At 71.4% G+C, this 15,295-nt stretch carries 10 protein-coding genes; 3 read left to right on the forward strand and 7 right to left on the reverse strand.

Features of this window, described 5'->3' with window-relative positions:
* Window positions 1–18: 18 nt before the first annotated feature.
* Window positions 19–4,842: a DNA repair ATPase gene (locus HUX53_RS10545; RefSeq protein WP_255205125.1), complete on the forward strand. Its 4,824-nt coding sequence runs from the start codon at window positions 19–21 to the stop codon at window positions 4,840–4,842.
* A 43-nt stretch (window positions 4,843–4,885) separates the two neighbouring features.
* Window positions 4,886–5,230, forward strand: coding sequence for a VOC family protein (locus tag HUX53_RS10550; protein WP_176402978.1), 345 nt, complete (start codon window positions 4,886–4,888; stop codon window positions 5,228–5,230).
* A 2-nt stretch (window positions 5,231–5,232) separates the two neighbouring features.
* Here the strand turns inward: HUX53_RS10550 and HUX53_RS10555 are convergent, their stop codons facing one another.
* The 5 genes from HUX53_RS10555 to HUX53_RS10575 all read right to left on the reverse strand — a co-directional run bounded on the left by HUX53_RS10555 (window position 5,233) and on the right by HUX53_RS10575 (window position 9,849).
* Entirely contained in the window at window positions 5,233–6,699 is a 1,467-nt protein-coding gene (locus tag HUX53_RS10555) for an MFS transporter (protein ID WP_217919310.1), read from the reverse strand.
* Between the two features lie 23 nt (window positions 6,700–6,722).
* Window positions 6,723–7,760, reverse strand: coding sequence for a hydrogenase expression/formation protein HypE (hypE, locus tag HUX53_RS10560; protein ID WP_176402980.1), 1,038 nt, complete (start codon window positions 7,758–7,760; stop codon window positions 6,723–6,725).
* Between the two features lie 16 nt (window positions 7,761–7,776).
* Window positions 7,777–8,271 carry a DUF892 family protein gene (locus tag HUX53_RS10565; protein WP_176402981.1) on the reverse strand — a complete coding sequence of 165 codons (495 nt, stop codon included), beginning with the start codon at window positions 8,269–8,271 and terminating at the stop codon, window positions 7,777–7,779.
* A 157-nt stretch (window positions 8,272–8,428) separates the two neighbouring features.
* On the reverse strand, window positions 8,429–9,166 hold the full coding sequence (locus HUX53_RS10570) for a hydrogenase maturation protease (protein WP_309237156.1): 738 nt from the start codon (window positions 9,164–9,166) through the stop codon (window positions 8,429–8,431).
* The gene (locus tag HUX53_RS10575) at window positions 9,154–9,849 is read right to left on the reverse strand and encodes a DUF6084 family protein (RefSeq protein WP_176402982.1); all 696 of its coding nucleotides are present in this window, start codon (window positions 9,847–9,849) and stop codon (window positions 9,154–9,156) included. Before HUX53_RS10575 ends, HUX53_RS10570 begins: the two co-directional genes overlap by 13 nt.
* Before the next feature lie 180 nt (window positions 9,850–10,029).
* Here HUX53_RS10575 and HUX53_RS10580 point away from each other — a divergent pair, with 180 nt between their 5' ends.
* Entirely contained in the window at window positions 10,030–10,398 is a 369-nt protein-coding gene (locus HUX53_RS10580; RefSeq protein ID WP_176402983.1) for a hydrogenase maturation nickel metallochaperone HypA, read from the forward strand.
* Here the strand turns inward: HUX53_RS10580 and HUX53_RS10585 are convergent.
* Together HUX53_RS10585 and HUX53_RS10590 are read right to left on the reverse strand one after the other, a co-directional pair.
* On the reverse strand, window positions 10,395–12,254 hold the full coding sequence (locus HUX53_RS10585; protein WP_176402984.1) for a thiamine pyrophosphate-dependent enzyme: 1,860 nt from the start codon (window positions 12,252–12,254) through the stop codon (window positions 10,395–10,397). The genes HUX53_RS10580 and HUX53_RS10585 overlap by 4 nt on opposite strands.
* The gene (locus tag HUX53_RS10590) at window positions 12,251–15,262 is read right to left on the reverse strand and encodes an FAD-binding and (Fe-S)-binding domain-containing protein (RefSeq protein ID WP_176402985.1); all 3,012 of its coding nucleotides are present in this window, start codon (window positions 15,260–15,262) and stop codon (window positions 12,251–12,253) included. The genes HUX53_RS10585 and HUX53_RS10590 overlap by 4 nt, the downstream gene beginning before the upstream one ends.
* Window positions 15,263–15,295: the final 33 nt, after the last annotated feature.

Below are 15,295 nucleotides of genomic sequence, written 5' to 3' on the forward strand. Positions count from 1 at the left end.
GGTACGGGCGGGGCCGAGTTGGACCACGGGACGTACGAGGTGTTGCGGGGGCGGCTCGGTGAGCATGCCGGGGAGCTGGCGCGGCGCGCGGAGGCGTTGAATGCGCGGCGGCTGGACGTGTTCGGCGGCGCGGAGATGCGGCTGGCCGGCACCGAGCGGATCCGGACCGGGCACAACTGCGTGCCGCGCGATGTGGTGGCGCTCGGCGACGTGATGCTGTTCGGCTACAACGTCTTCCTCGGGTTGAAGCCGGAGACGGCGGTCGGTGATGTGTTCTCCCTGCACAGGTTCACGCGGGGCGAGGAGGGCATCGCGTTCGCGGCCGTCGGGCCGGAGGCGGTGCCGGGGCTGCTGGACGACCCGCACTTCCTGCGGGACTTCGCCGACATGTACCGGTATTACCGGCAGGCGCGGCTGCTCCAGTTGCGGCTGGTGGACGGGCGGTTGCTCGCGGTCTTCCAGACCGGCCCGCGGCTGTCGGACCTGCGCGTCCTGCGGTGGCGGACGGACCCCGACGGCAGCGTCGCGTATGAGGACAATCAAGGCGAACGCGACCACGCGTTTCCGGCGGCGCACGACGTCGACTGGGTCGAGACCACCCGGGACGACCATGTGCTGGGACGGCACCCGCACATCTCGATCGAGGGCGAGGTGTTCGTCGAGACGATCGGCGGCACCCTCACCGTCAAGATCGAGGACAACACCGGCACCGGCGAGGGGATCTACTCCGAGCCGGTGGACGAGCCTCTGCAGTCACTCGCGGACGCCGACGTCCTGCATGCGCGGGTCGGGGCGCTGATCCTGCTGCGGATCCGGCCGTACAACGAGCCGGCGTGGCGGCACCTGGTGTTCAACGTCCGCACGAAGGAGGTCACGCGGCTCGACGGCATCGAGCAGGCGTGCCGCAGGCTGCCCGATGACCACGGGATCTTCTTTCCGGGCGGCTACTACCTGGACACCGGCGCGGCGAAGACGTTCGACACCGAGGTCGCGGGACTGGAGTACGAGCGGGTCGTCCGCTCCCCGAACGGGGAGGACGTCCTTTACGTCTTCCACTCGCGGGAGGACGGGCGGTCGCTGCTGCTGCCGTACAACGTGATCCGCAAGCGGGTCGCGACGCCGGTCACGTGCCACGGGTACTCCCTGTTCGAGGACGGGACGCTCGTCGTGATGCGGGCTTTCTCCGACGAACCGACCCGCGTCCACCCGATGCAGATCTGGGCGACCCCGTACGTTTCGGACGCGCACGCCGCCGCGCAGCCCGTCGGCACCGGGCCGCTGGAGCGCGTCGGGAACGCCGACCTGGTGCGCGGAATCTCCGAATGCCTGTCGATCACCCGGATGGTGGACGAGATGTCGCCGTCCGCCCGGGTGTTCGAGGCGCTGATCTCGTCGTGCACGCGGGTCGCGGACCTGTACCACTGGCTGGCCGAGGAGGAGCTGGGCGGCGTCGCCGCGCCGCTGGCGGACGTCCGCTCGACCGCCGGGCAGGTGCTGGACGAGTACGAGAAGGTCAGCGCGCTCACCGAGGAGGCTGTTTCCGCTGTTTCCGAGGCGGTCGACCAGATCGCCGCGCTGATCCGCCGGGCGCGGGCCGAGGCGCCGTCGACGGCCGACGGCTGGATATCCGCGCTGGCCGAGTTCCGCCGCGCCCAGGGACGTCTGGAAACTCTGCGCGACCTCCGCTACGTCGACCTGGCTCGACTTGATGAACTTTCCGAGACCGTCCAGGCCGAGCTGCGGGACGCGGGTCAGGGCGCGGTCGGGTTCCTCCAGGGCGCGGACGCGTTCACCGGCTACCACGCCGAGGTCGATCGTCTTTCCGAGGCGGCCCGCGCGATCGAGACCGCCGCCGACGCCGCGCCGCTGGCCGACCGCCTCGCCGCGCAGAACGAGGGGCTGGAGGTCGTCACCGAGGTCGTCGGCGACCTGGACATCACCGACGCGACGGCCCGGACCGCGATCCTGGAGCGGGTCGGCGAGGTGCTCGGCGGCCTCAACCGGGCCCGCGCCGTCCTCGACAACCGGCGCCGTGACCTGCTCGGACGCGAGGGACGCGCCGCGTTCGCCGCCGAGCTGGCGCTGCTCGACCAGTCGATCGCCGGCGCCCTCGCCACCGCCGGCACGCCCGAGGGCTGCGACGAGCAGCTCGGCCGCCTGCTCCTCCGCCTGGAAACCCTGCAGGCGCGCTTCGCCGAGCTGGACGAGTTCCTCGCCGAGCTGGAAACGAAGCGGACCGAGATCTACGAGGCGTTCTCGTCCCGCAAGCAGTCGCTCCTGGACGAGCGCGCCCGCCGCACCGACCGGCTGACCGAATCCGCCGAGCGCATTCTTTCCGGAGTCCGCCGCCGCGCCGCGACGCTCGCGTCGCCGGACGAGGTCAACACGTACTTCGCGACCGACGCGATGGTGGCGAGGCTCCGCTCGATCGCCGACGAGCTGCGCGGCCTGGACGACGACGTCCGCGCCGAGGAGCTGGACGGACGCGTCAAGGCCGCCCGCCAGGAGGCCGGCCGGACGCTGCGCGACCGCCTCGACCTGTACGGGGACGACGGCGGGACGATCCGGCTGGGCCGGCACCGGTTCGCGGTCAACACCCGTCCGATCGAGCTGACCCTCGTCCCGCACCGCGACACCGTCGCCTTCGCGATCACGGGCACCGACTACCGGGCGGCCGTCCAGGACGAGGGCTTCGCGGCGACCCGCCACCTGTGGCGCCAGACGCTCGTCTCGGAAACACCGGAAACGTACCGCGCCGAGTACCTGGCGACGTCGATCCTTTCTTCGTCGCCCCTGGACGACCTGCGGCAGGCCGCCACCGACGGCCGTCTGCTGTCCCTCGTCCGGGACGTGGCCGCCGACCGCTACGACGAGGGTTACGAGCGCGGCGTCCACGACCACGACGCGGCCCGCATCCTGGAAACACTGCTGCGCCTGCACACCGACGCGGGCCTCCTCCGCTACCCCGGCCCGGCCCGGGCCGCCGCGCAGCTCTTCTGGGCACACGGCCCCGACGAGGCCGAACGCGCCACGTGGACGACCCGCGCCCGCTCCCTCGTCCGCGCCCGGCAGGCGTTCGGACGCACCGACGCCCTGGCCGGCCTGACCGCCGAACTCGCCGCGTCCGTCGCCGGCTTCACCGCGGCGAACGGCCTGCCCGGACCCGACCCGCTCACCGCCGAATACCTGATCGAAGAGCTGGCCGGCGTACCGGACGGCTTCGTGACGAGCCAAGGCGCCCGCACTCTCCTGAAGAGCTTCGCCCAAGCCCTGGGCGACATCACCCTGGACGACGACCTGCGCGGCGCCGGAACCCTCGCCGCGCGCCACCAGCTCGCCGAAGCCTGGCTCGCCGCCTACCTCGGGACGGGCGCGGACGGCGACCCGGCCGACGTCCCCGAGGCGGTGGCGACGCTCCTCTGCGCGTCCGCCCGCTACGACTCCCCCGCCGCCGTGACGGCCACCATCGAGGACCTGCTCGGCAACCACCCGCGCGTGATCGACCGTCGCCTCTCCCTGCGCCTGGACGAGCTACTGGCGCGCACCCACCACTTCCGTACGGAGCGCGTCCCGGCTTTCCGCGCCTACCAGAAAACTCGCAACGACCTGATCGCGTCGCAAGAGAAGCGCCTCGGATTGGCCGACTTGAAGCCCCGCACGATGAGCGCGTTCGTCCGAAACCGCCTCGTGGACGAGGTCTATCTTCCCCTCATCGGCGACAACCTGGCCAAACAACTCGGCGCCACCGGCGACGGTAAGCGCACCGACCAGATGGGCCTGCTCCTGCTCATCTCACCTCCGGGCTACGGCAAGACGACGCTCATGGAGTACGTCGCCGACCGCCTCGGCCTGGCCTTCGTCCGAGTGGACGGCCCCGCCCTCGGCCACGACGTGACGTCTCTGGACCCGACCCAAGCCCCCAACGCAACGGCGGCCCGCGAAGTCGAGAAAATCAACCTCGCGCTCGAAATGGGAAACAACGTCCTGCTCTACGTGGACGACATCCAGCACACGTCACCCGAATTGCTGCAGAAGTTCATTCCCCTCTGCGACGCTCAGCGCCGCATCGAGGGAGCGACCCGCACCTACGACTTGCGCGGCAAGCGCTTCGCCGTCTGCATGGCCGGCAACCCGTACACCGAATCCGGGCAGCGCTTCCGCATCCCCGACATGCTCGCCAATCGCGCGGACGTGTGGAACCTGGGCGACGTCCTTTCCGGTAAGGACGACCTGTTCGCACTCAGCTACATCGAGAACACGCTGACCTCGAACCCCGTCCTCGCGCCTCTGACCACGCACGACCGGTCCGACGTGGAACTGCTCGTCCGCCTCGCCTCCGGGGACCGGACCGTCCGCCCCGACCGCCTGTCGCACCCGTACTCCCAAGCCGAACTGGACGAGATCCTCTCCGTTCTCGAAAAGCTGCTCCACGTCCAGCAAACCGTCCTGACGGTCAACCGCGCCTACATAGCCTCGGCCGCCCAGGACGACGCGTCCCGCACCGAGCCCCCGTTCCGCCTCCAGGGTTCCTACCGCGACATGAACAAGCTGGCCGAACGCATCCTCCCGGTAATGAACGCGTCCGAACTAGAGGCGACGATAGACGACCACTACCGAGCCGAATCACAGACGTTGACCTCGGACGCCGAGGCCAACCTCCTCAAACTCGCCGAACTCCGCGGCACGCTCACCACCGCCCAGGAAGCCCGCTGGACAGAAATCAAGTCGGCCTACCAACGCTCCCAAACCCTCGCGGGCAACACCGAAGACCCGTCCGTGGGCGCCCTACTTCACCTGGCCGACAAACTCGCGGCCATAGAGAAGGCCCTCCGCACCCGATGACCGCCCGGAGGGCTCGCGATGCTTGATCAATTAGGGTTGGCGGATGAGTGTCGACTTGTTCGCCGGTATTCCCGTCAGCGACTATCCGGAGGCGCTGGCCTGGTACGAGAGGTTGTTCGGTGCTCCGCCGACGTTCGTCGCCGGCGACACGGAGGCCGTGTGGGAACTGGCCGAGCATCGCTCCGTGGCCGTCGAGTACCGGCCTGAGCGCGCCGGCCATGCCGTGAACACGGTCTTTGTGGACGATTTCGACGCGCGCCTCGCCGAGATCGCCGGTAGGGGCATCGAGCCCGTCAAGCGCGAGACCTACCCCAATGGCGTCCGCCACGCCACCTTCCACGATCCCGAGGGCAACGAGATCTCGTTCGGCGGCGGCCCGGCGACCTGACCTCAGGTTGGCCCCTGGCCGCGGAAGGCGGCGCCCAGGCGGGGTGAGTGGTAGGCAGGCGACTCGCCGGCGAGCCAGGAACGCAGGTCGGGTGCGTGCGGCCGGGCGCTGCCGGCGAGGAGGAGGCCGAGCAGGACGACGGCGCCCGCGAGGACGATCAGCACCATGATCAGGATGGTCAGGCGTATCCCCTGCGCCAGGTCGTCGCTGAGCATCGCGATGTGCACGAGGACCGGGCCGATCAGGAAGGCCGCCTCCGCCCGCAGCAGTTCCACCAGCGCGAACGTGGGACCGAGCCGGTTGGACGGGACGCTGAGCCCGGCCATGAACAGACCGGGGGCGACGCCCGCGCCGGCGCCGAAGCCGAGGAGGGCGCCCGCGACCGCGATGACGGGGACCGGCGGGAGCCACAGCAGCAGCGCGCCGCCGGCCGCCACCAGGCCCGTCCCGGTGAACGCGAGCGCGGGCAGCCAGCGTGTCGTCAGCATCGTCTTGAACAGCCAGGCCGCCGCGACCAGGCCGGCGATCTGGGTGGCCAGCAGCGCCCCGGTCTCCATCGGCGGCCGGTGCGCCACGTCCAGCAGGTAGATCACCGCCAGTTCGATCAGCGTGGTGAACCCGGCGCCCGCCACCATCGCGATGGACACGCCGGTCACCGGCAGGGTGTGCGCCAGCAGTTTCAGCGGCATCAGCGCCCGCGGCTTGCGGTACTGGCGCACCATCAGGGTGCCGAGCGCCAGCAGGCCGAGGATCACCGGCAGCAGGAAGCCGATGGAGGTGAACGAGCCCCGGCTCAGCCAGGAGACGCCGAAGAACGGCAGGACCGTCGCGGCGGCCGCCACCGGGATCGCCGAGTAGTCGAATCCGATGCGGCGGGACGGCGGTTCGGCGCGTTCGAAGGCGAGCGCTCCGATCAGCAGGCCGATGACGCCGAGCACCGCGGTCCCGATGAACAGGGCCCGCCAGGCGGCGAAGCCTTCCGCGATGCCGCCGACGAGCGGTCCCAGGGTCACCATGCCGAACAGGCCGAGATTGACGAACGCGGCGGTGAGCGGCAGTTTCTCGGCGCCGTGGTTGGTCACGAGCGGCGGGAGCGCGGCGACGAGCAGCATGCCGGTGGCGGCGCCCTGCACGACCCGACCGGCCGTGAACAGCGCGATGCCCGGTGCGAGCGCGGCCAGCAGCGAGCCGGCGACGAATCCCGCCTCGCAGGTGAGGAACAGGCGGCCCGGCACCCGCTGGATCAGGTCGGCGGCGGCCACGGCGCCGAACGAGTACCCGGCGTTGGACAGGCCCCCGGCCAGCTGCGCGCCGAACATCCCGCCACCCAGGTCGCGCATCAGCGGCTGCCGCAGCAGCAGGGACGCGGTCGACAGGACGATGAACGGGCACAGCGCGAGCAGCGCCATCGCCACCGCGGCGGGATAGCTGCCGCGCAATGGGACCCCGCTCAGCCGTCTCCCCGCCATGGGCATCGGCTACCCCGGCCGCGTCAGCAGATGCGCGGTAGGGGGTCACCGGTTTTCAGCAGGACGGTGCCGGGCGGGTCGTCGTGCACGTGGCCGATCACGGCGGCGTCCGCGCCCAGCGGGTGGGCGCGCAGTGAGGCCAGGGCCGCCTCCGCGGCTTCGGTAGAGACCACGACCACGGCCCGTCCCTCGCAGGCGACGTACATCGGGTCGATGCCGAGGAGTTCGCAGGCGCCCCGGACGGCGGGACGCACCGGGATCGCGTCCTCGTCCACCAGCGCGGCCAGGCCCGATTCCGCTGCCATCTCGTGCAGCACGGTCGCGACCCCGCCGCGCGTGGCGTCGCGCATCCGGCGGACGGCGCCCGGGCAGCAGGTGGCGAGGTCGGCGAGCAGGCAGTTCAGCGGCGCCGTGTCCGAGACCAGTTCGTCCGAGACCAGTCCGTCCGAGAAAGGGTCCGCCGCGATGTCGAGTTCGCCGCGCGCCAGCATGATCGTGGCGCCGTGGTCGCCGATCGGTCCGGTGACCAGGATGGCGTCGCCAGGACGCATTTCGCCCGTGGGCGGCAAATGGACGACGCCCACACCGGAAGTGTTGATGTGGCAGCCGTCCGCCTTCCCGCGCTGGACGACTTTGGTGTCCCCCGTGGCGATGTCCACACCGGCGGCATCGGCGGCATCGCGCATCGATTCGGTGATGCGGCGCAGATCGGCGACCGGGAAACCTTCTTCGATAATGAAAGCAGCGGACAAATGCAACGGGGACGCTCCCGAAACTGCCAGATCGTTGACCGTGCCGTTGACCGCCAGCTCGCCTATGTCGCCCCCCGGGAAGAACAGCGGGGACACCACATAGGAGTCGGTGGTGAAGGCCAGATCGGCGCCGTTGACGGCGAAGCGCGCCGAGTCGTCCAGACGGTCCAGGAGCGGGTTGCCGAACGCCTCCCTGAAGACCGCGTCGATCAGGGTGCGGGTGGCCTCGCCGCCGGAGCCGTGCGCCAGGGTGACGGCGTCGTCCCGCAGCCGGGCCGTGTCGAGGACCTGCTCCTCCCACATGGTCATCAGTGAGCCTCCTGCGTCAGTCCTTCAGGCCGTGCTGCCGGAGCGACAGGTCCGCGGCGAGGTCCCAGCGGTCCGACAGTTCCGCCGACATGTCGTGCGCGTCGTCGCACATCGCCGTCGCGACCCGCGCCGTCTCCGCGTCCCCCGCGCGGTCGGCGACGCGGCGCAGCATCTCGGCGGCCGCGATCTGCAGGTGGGCGGCGACGTAGGCGTCCCGCATGTGCCGGCCGGCCGGGTCGCGGCGGCTGCGGCCCAGCCCGGCCTCCAGCACGGCGGCGAACAGCTGCCCCGCGTCCCGGACGATGGACGGGGACGAGCCGTGCGCCCGCAGCCGCGCGTCGATCTCCCGCGTGTGCAGCCGGGTCCGCTCGGCGTAGCGGCCGAGCCGCCGGCAGATGTCCGGCTCGTCCGCCAGTGTGGTGAGCAGTTCGCTCAGCGTGGCCTCGACGTGCTCCTGCAGCGCGTGCGCGTCCTTCAGGTAGCCGACGAGCTGCTTGTCGATCGTCGTCATGGCCGCTGTCCGATCGGCGGCTCCGTCACGTGCGGCGCCGGCGCATCGCCGGCATCTCCCTGACCACCGCGCCGATCACCGCGAGCGCGAGCACTGCGATCATCAGCCGGGCCGCGCCCGGGCGGACGTGGATTCCCTTCCTCATCCCCGATCCCCTCTACACGAGTTCCTGGACGAGCAGCCGCTCGACCAGCCGGACGGCCTCGTCGACGGCCACGCCGACCGGCACGCTGAGTTCCATCTCCCACGTCGCGTCGGCGTTCTGCGCCGACGGCTCGCACGCGACCAGCAGGATCCGCGGCGGGACCGGGCCGTTCTCGCGGGCCAGCCGCAGCACCCGCGCCGGGTCGAGCCCGTGCGCGTCGATGACGGCGCCGCCGAAGCCGGAGTCCGCGTCCGCCTCGACGACGGAGACGGTGCCGGGCGCGTCGCCGCGGGCGGCCGCGTCGACCAGGATCACCGTCCGGTAGCCGTCGCCGAGCGCGCACATCAGGTCGATGCCGCGGATGCCGAAGTCGGTGACGTCCACGCCGTCCGGCAGCCGGTGTCCCGCGAGCCGCCGGACGACCTCCACCCCGAACCCGTCGTCGCCGTGGAACACGTTCCCGATCCCGGCGACGAGCACCTTGCGGGACGGTTCGTCCTGCGGCAGCGGCTCGACCTCGTCCAGCCCGATGAAGCACCGGTGCCCGACCCGGCCGGGGCCGTCGTCGACGGTGACGACCAGGTGGAGCCCGCCGTCGGGGTCGGCTTCGACCCGCTCGACGGTGGCCGAGCGGCCGACGAGGACGAGGTCGAAGACGTCCGCGCCGCCGCGGGGCCGCAGCCGGACCCGGCTCCCCGCGGTCAGCTCCCGCCCGCAGGCGAGGCCCGCGACCGCCCTCACCCGGTCCACTCCTCCTCCTCGCGCCGCGCCTCGGCCCGCCGGAGCAGTTCGTCGACCGTGTCGTCGAACGAGGAGTGCGCGCGGCGCGCCCGGTAGGCGGCCAGCCGGTCGAAGCACGCGTCGTCCAGGCGGAGCCAGCGGGCGGCGCCCTGGTCCTGGTCCGCCAGGTCCCGCCACGCCTGGACGGGCAGGACGGCCGTCGCCTCGTGGTGCCACGGGAGCTGCCGGGTGCGGGACGTCCCGTCCGCGCCGGGGCAGAACACCGTGCCGTCGAAGGCCAGGTCGAGCGGGACGTCGCCGCCGTCGAGCGCGTGCAGGTAGCGGTCGGCGTCGGTATGCGCGTCGTGCCCGCACGGCAGCGACAGCGTCACCTCCGTCCCGCCGGTGAACGTCGGCACGGTCGCGCCGATGCGCGCCCACGGCAGGGCGCCCAGCGTCCTGTCCCACGTGTCGGGCGTGCCGAACACGCCGGTGAGCCGCTCGCGTTCGGCGTCGTCGTAGTCGCGGCGCGCCGCCGCGATCGTCACGGCCGCGGTGAGCAGGACGCACTGGACGGGCCCGCCGTCCGGCCGCCGCAGCCGGACCCGCAGGTGCAGCGCCGGCGGCGCCGCGAACGCGTCGGCCTCGATCGCCAGCAGGTCCAGGCCGAGTTCCGGCGCGCCGCTCAGGCCCGCCTCCCACGCAGTGACCATCTCTCCCCCAGTGATCATTACCACTGCGGACTGCCCGGCCGGATGGGACCGAAACACCGTCCGGAAAGCGGCGGGCCGCGCACTCGGATTTGGTAAAGGCAGGGTTTGAAGAGGAAGATCAGGGGCACCGGGAAAAGCGCCTGAGCTACGGAAACGGCCCGGAGAGCGGACGGAGCACGCGTGCACGAACTGGCCGTCACGGAGAGCGTCATAGCGGCAATTTGCAGTCAAATGCCCGATTCACGGGTGGCGGTCGTCCACCTCGAAATAGGGAAGCTTTCCGGAGTCATGCCGGACGCGGTGCGCATCTGCTTCGCGTCCGTCGGGGAGGGGACGTGCGTGGCCGGCGCCCGGCTCGACATCACCGAGCCCGAGGGCGTGGCCGACTGCGCCGGCTGCGGGACGTCCTTCCCGGCGCGCGGGCCGCTCGACGCGTGCCCGTGCGGCAGCACCGACGTGACGATCAGCGGCGGCACCGACCTGACGGTCAGGGCGGTGGAGGTCGCCGACGACGGCGACCCGCCGCCGCCGGGCCTCACCGCGGACTAGCGCGGCTCCTCGTCCGTATCGCGGCGCAGTTTGTCGGCGACCTTGGCCGCCGCCTGCCCCACCTTGCCGGGGACGGGGCTGGCCGGGCTCGCGTCGAACGACGACTCGTCCAGCATGTCCTTCACCATCTGCAGCGCGATGCGGCGCCGGTTCGGGGTGCCCTCGCGCAGCGCGGACAGCAGCTTCTCCGCCTGGTCCTTCTTCACCCGCGCCGGGTAGGGCGGCTCGTGCGCGTCGACGACGCACTCGACGATGACCGGGCCGTCCCACGACAGTGCCTCGCGCATCTGCTCGGCGCACGTCTTCGGGTCCTCGATGCGCATGCCGCGCGCCCCGCACGCCTCGGCGTACTTGACGAAGTCGAGGCCCGCCATGTTCACGCCGTACTCGAGGTTGCCGAGGAACACCATCTGCTCCCACTTGATCAGCCCGAGCGTGTTGTTCTTGATCACGATGATCTTGACCGGGAGCCCGTGCTGGACGCAGGTCAGGAAGTCGCCGAGCTGCATCGTCAGCGACCCGTCGCCGGTGAACGCGACGACCTGGCGGTCCGGGTAGGCGGACTGCGCGCCGATCGCGTACGGCAGCGCGGCCGCCATCGAGCAGTTCGTCCCGGAGAAGGAGAACTTCTGCCCGGCGCGCGTCTTGACCTGCCGGGCGACCCAGGTGGTGACGGTCCCGGAGTCGCCGCAGACGATCGCGTCGTCGGTGAGGGCGCCGTTGAGCGCCCACGCGGGTGTCTGCGGGCGCATCGGCGTCTGGTCGTCGGTGCTGCGCTCCTCCATCAGCGCCCACCAGTCGGCCATGCCGCGCTGCGCCTTCTCCAGGAACGAGCGGTCCTCGTTGCGGGCCAGGTGCGGCAGCAGCGCGCGCAGCGTCGCGGCGGCGTCGCCGGCGAGACCGACGTCGACCGGGTACCGGAGCCCGAGCCGTTCCGGCTTGTCGTCGATCTGGACGCAGACCGCCTGCCCCGGCGACGGGTAGTACTCGATGTACGGCATCGTCGAGCCGACGATGAGCAGCGCGTCGCACTCCTCCAGGGCCTCCTCGCTCGGACGGCTCCCGACCAGCGCGATCGGCCCGGTCGTGTAGGGGCTGTCGTCCGGCACGCAGTCCTTGCCGAGCTGCGCCTTGATGATCGGCGCGCCGAGCTTCTCGGCGGTCTCCTCCAGCTCCGGCCCGGCGCCGCGCGCCCCGGCGCCGGCGAGGATCGCGACCTTCGCCTTCCCGCTCAGCGTCTCGGCGGCCCGCTCGATCAGGCCCGGCTCCGGGATGCGGACGGGCGGCTGGTAGGACGCGGACGTGTGCCCCGGCACGTTCCGCTGGAACCGCTGCCCGCTGTCGGCGGGCGCGGCCTGGAAGTCGATCGGGAACGCGATGTGCGCCGGGCCGCGCTGGGTGAGGGCCGTCCGGCAGGCGTAGTCGACGACGTTCGTGACGTGCTGCGGCCCCATGATCCGCTCGTTGAAGATCGCGACGTCGTTGACCAGGTAGTCGATGTTCACGTCCTGCAGGTACGACGTGCCGATCAGGTCGTGGTACGTCATCCCGGTGATGGCGAGGAGCGGCGCCTGCTCGGTCTTGGCGTCCAGCATCCCGTTCATCAGGTGGACGGCGCCGGGCCCGGACGTCGAGAAGCACACGCCGAGCTTGCCGGTGAACTTCGCGTACCCGACGGCCGCCATCGCGGCGACCTCCTCGTGCCGGACGTGGATGTACTTGATGTCGGAGTGCCGCTTGCGCAGCGCGTCCATGAGGCCGTTGATGCCGTCCCCGGGCAGCCCGAAGATCACCTCGACGCCCCACTCCTGGAGGCGGTCGACGAGGACATCGGATGCGGTGCGTTCTTCGCTCATCGGGATCCTCCTAGAAGTCTGCGCAGTACGTAGGCCCCGGTCCCGGCGGCGGCGACGGCCGCCGCGGCGCCGGCCAGCAGGGGACCCAGTGGTGTTCTTGGCGGCGCCTCCCGGCACCAGTCCTCGGGACGGCCCGGGCCGGCGTCGTCCGGGAGCCGCAGGATCTGGGCGAGGTGCAGCGGCCGGCGCCCGGTGCCCTGGACGATCTGCTCCCGGCAGCTGAACCCGTCCGCGACGATCACGGTCTCATCGGCCGCCTCCCGGACGGCGGGCAGGATCACCCGCTCCCCCGCCGCCCGCGACACCGCGTAGCGTTCGCCGCGCTCGTAGCCGAAGGACCCGGCCATGCCGCAGCAACCCGAGTCCGGGACGTCCAGCCGCAGGCCGGCGCGCTCCATCAGCTCGCGCTCGGAGTCGTGGGTGAGCACGGCGCCCTGGTGGCAGTGCACCTGGACGAGGGCGTCACGGTCGATTGCGGGCGGGTCGTAGCCGTCCCGGGCCAGCAGCTCGGCGAGGGTGAACGACTGCCCGGCGAGGCGGTGCGCGTCGGCGTCGTCCGGGAACATGTTGGTCAGCTCGTCGCGGAAGACGGCGAGGCAGCTCGGTTCGAGGCCGACCAGCGGGACGCCGTCGGAGATCGGCTCGGCGAGCGCGTCCAGCGACCGGCGCAGCCAGCGCCGGGCCGTCGGCAGCATCCCGTAGTCGTAGAGGGGACGGCCGCAGCACAGGCGCGCGTCGTCCGGCAGCCGCACCTGGTAGCCCGCGTCCTCAAGGACGCCAACGGCGGCGATGCCGACCTCGGGCGTGAAGAAGTTCGTGAACGTGTCGGGCCAGAGCATGACCGGCCGCCCGCTTTCTGGGCCTTGATGGGCCGCGAACCAGTCCCGGAACGTGCGGGCGGCCAGCGCGGGGGCGGCCCGCTCCGGCTCGATCCCGGCGGCCAGCCGCAGCGGGCGTCCGGTGACCGGGTTGCCGAGCAGCCCGTTGACCAGGCCCGGAACCGTTGAACCGAGCCGCGCCCACAGCGGGATCAGGCCAAGCGCGTACGCCTGGCGGGGCCGCAGCCGCCCCTTGTAGTAGTGGGCGAGGAACTCCGCCTTGTACGTCGCCATATCGACCGATACCGGGCAGTCGCCCTTGCACCCCTTGCAGGACAGGCACAGATCAAGGGCTTCCTTGACGTTCTCGTCGCGCCAGCCGTCCTTGCTGAGCGGGCCGCTCATCATCTCGAACAGCAGCCGCGCCCGTCCCCGCGTGGAGTGCTTCTCCTCGCGGGTGACCATGAAGCTCGGGCACATCGTCCCGCCCTCGACGTGCCGGCATTTGCCGATACCGAAGCAGCGGTTGGTCGCGTCGGCGAAGTTCCGCTCGTCCTCCGGGTACTGGAAGAACGTGCTGACCTCGCGGGACCGGTAATCAGTGCCGAGCCGCAGGTTCTGGTCCGGCCGGTACGGCGCGACGATCTTGCCGGGGTTCATCCGCCGGCGCGGGTCGAAGACGTCCTTGAACTCGCCGAACGCCGCGACCAGCTCGGGCCCGTACATCTTCGCGAGCTGGTTCGCGCGCAGCTGCCCGTCCCCGTGCTCGCCGGACAGCGACCCGCCGTACCGGACGACGAGGTCCCCGGCCTCCTCCAGGAAACTCCGGAAATTCTCGATGCCCTCGGGCGTCTGCAGATCCAGATCGAGCCGGTTGTGCATGCACCCTTGCCCGAAATGCCCAAAAACAACGGTGTGATAGCCGTGCCGCTCGACCAAGGCGCAGTAGTCGCGCAGATAATCGGCGAGCTTCTCGGGCGCAACCGCGGCGTCCTCCCACCCGGCCAGCCCGGAATGCTGCCCCGGCAGCCGCGTGAACTCGATCGTGCTGCGCCGGACCTCCCAGATCTGCTCCTGCCCCTCCGGCTCCTCGAACAGCTTCGGGTGCCCGCCGTGCGGACGCGCCTTCACCGTCTCGCACAGCTCGTTTGCCTGCTCCTGCGTGTCCGCGCCGTACTCGGCGAGCAGCCACGCACCGCCCTCCGGCAGGTCGTCGATCCCGGGGATGTGCGCGCCGTGCGCCTCCAGGTTGTCGATCACCCCGGCGTCGAAGCACTCCAGGCCGATCAGCCCGTCCGTGCCGAGCAGCTCCGGCACGTGCTCGGCCGCCGTCACCGCGTCCGGATACCCGATGACCAGCAGCGCGTGATGCGCCGGATCGGGCAGCAGCCGGACCTTCGCCTCCAGCACCAGCACGCACGTCGACTCGCTCCCGACCAGGGCCTTCGCGACGTCGAACCCGTTCTCCGGCAGCAGGCTGTCGAGGTTGTATCCGGACACCCGGCGCGGAATGTCGGGATACCGCTCCCGAATGAGATCCCCGTACCGCTCCGCGATCCCCCGCAACTCCCGGTAGATCTCACCCTCGCGCCCGTCCACAGCCGGGACATCCCCGGCCCGCACGGTCATCCGCGTCCCGTCGTAAGTAACGACATCGAGTTCCAGGACGTTGTCGACGGTCTTGCCGCCCATCACCGAGTGCGTCCCGCACGAGTTGTTGCCGATCATCCCGCCGAGCGTGCACCGGTCGTGCGTCGCCGGGTCCACCGAGAACGTCAGCCCGTGCTCCCCCGCCGCGTTCCGGAGCTGGTCGCAGATGACGCCCGGCTGCACCCGCGCCGTCCGCCCCTCCGGATCCAGCTCGACGATCTCGTTCATGTACTTGGTGAAGTCGAAGAGCACCGCCGCGTTGACGCTCTGCCCGGCGAGACCCGTCCCGCACCCGCGCCCGAACACCGGCACGTCGTACCGCCGGCACACCTCCAGTGCCGCCTCGACGTCCCCCGCGTGCCGCGGCACAACAACCCCGACCGGAATCTGCCGGTAGATCGACGCATCGTTCGCATACAACGCGGTCGACCCCGGATCGAACCTGACCTCCCCCTCCACAACCCTGCCAAGGTCGCGCGCCAGCCCGCCCCGATCGACGAACTCGACCGGACGGTGCCGCCTCCCGGCCACAGCGGTCATGGACGCCCTCCCTCCTACGTCCACTCTCTCTAC

This window comes from Actinomadura sp. BRA 177 (assembly GCF_013372625.1).
Classification (GTDB): domain Bacteria; phylum Actinomycetota; class Actinomycetes; order Streptosporangiales; family Streptosporangiaceae; genus Spirillospora.